Origin of the sequence: Pseudoalteromonas sp. MMG007 (assembly GCF_018100985.1) — a bacterium.
Lineage (GTDB): Bacteria > Pseudomonadota > Gammaproteobacteria > Enterobacterales > Alteromonadaceae > Pseudoalteromonas.
The window spans coordinates 1-568 of record NZ_JAGJEI010000048.1 but is presented as its reverse complement, the minus strand read 5'-3'; the positions used below and the strand labels follow the sequence as shown (position 1 = coordinate 568).

Below are 568 nucleotides of genomic sequence, written 5' to 3'. Positions count from 1 at the left end.
GATAGTGGTGGTATCACTCACAGTGGTTTCGTTGCCTACGCTATCGCGTACACTCACTTCAATCGTGCTTTCGCCTTCGCTTAGCGGTGTACTTGGTGTCGCACTCCAATCGCCATTTGCATCCACAAGCGCTGTGATGGTTTGTGGGTTGCCATCGCTGTCGGTCACCACAATAGTAACTTGCGCGCCTTCGCCCGCATCGCTCGTGCCGCTAATAACTGGGGTATTGCTATCGCTTTGTGCGTCAACCTCAACAGTAAGCGTGGGTGGTGTGTTATCAAAGTCGTCTGAGCTAATTGTTCGCGTGTTACCGGCTGCATCCGTGGCTGTGGCGATCACTGAGCCAACATCAAGTAACGATACATCCAGACCCACTAATGACCAGTTGCCATCGGCATCTGTTGTGGTGGTGTATGTTGCACCAATTCCCCCGTTAACAAGCTGCTCGGTAATGGTAATTTCACTGCCTGCTGGCAAGTCAGACGTACCACTTAAAGTAACCAATAAACCAAGTTCAAAGGTCGGCGTAAAGGCAAGCGCCGGTGGAGTAATATCCACTTCGCCACTG

General features: G+C 51.4%; 1 protein-coding gene. It reads right to left on the bottom strand.

Translation table 11 applies throughout. From position 1 onward, the window contains the following. The coding region (locus J8L71_RS18355; protein WP_247655377.1) for an Ig-like domain-containing protein at nucleotides 1–568 on the bottom strand (568 nt) is incomplete at both ends.